This is a genomic window from Acinetobacter sp. WCHAc060042 (assembly GCF_003231195.1).
GTDB lineage: Bacteria > Pseudomonadota > Gammaproteobacteria > Pseudomonadales > Moraxellaceae > Acinetobacter.
On record NZ_QKVN01000120.1, the window covers coordinates 1 to 731 of the forward strand.

Consider the following 731-nt stretch of genomic DNA (forward strand, 5'->3'; position numbering starts at 1 on the left):
AATACGCCCCAATGAAGGGGCGTATTTGTTAAAACTAAGGAGATTAGTCGTCGCCACGCAACATGCTGAGTAGACGTAGGAATGAATAGTACATCCACACCAGAGTCGCTAGTAGTGCAATACCACACAGCCATTCCATCGCTTTCGGAGCGTGTTGTGCCGCAGCACTTTCAATCAAATCAAAATCTAGAATTAAGTTCAGTGATGCAATCACTGCAACAAAAGCGGCAAAACCTAAACCTAATAAATTGTTTTCAAATAAAAATGGAATGCTTGAACCAAAAGCCAAACGCATGACCATCTGCACCACAAAGACAATCGCGATGGCAATTGATGCTGACATCACTACAGATTTGAATTTTTCAGTGGCACGAATAATTTGAAAACGATACAGGCCAAACATCACTAAAGTGGTGACAAAAGTTGCCAAGAGCGCTTGTAAAGGTACACCCGGATATTTCAATTGGAAAATAACCGACACCCCACCTAAAAAAGCACCTTCAAACAAGGCATATGGAATGGCAAGGGTACGTGCGGTATTTGGTTTAAAAGTTGCAATCAGGCCTAAAATTAGACCACCAATCGCACCGACTAAGGTTGCAGCATAGGCTAGCGAAATATTTAAGGTCATGAAACAGTATAAAAACAGTGCTATACCGACCACAGCCGCAATCACTGTAAGTAATACAGACTTCTGAATAGCACCTTGAACAGTCATCGGTTGACTATAG

1 protein-coding gene is annotated in these 731 nt (G+C 41.9%); it reads right to left on the minus strand.

The features are described from left to right. Positions 1 to 43: 43 nt before the first annotated feature. Positions 44 to 731 (minus strand): Bax inhibitor-1/YccA family membrane protein (locus DPG01_RS18495; protein ID WP_110976013.1); only part of this gene is annotated, 688 nt, incomplete at its 5' end.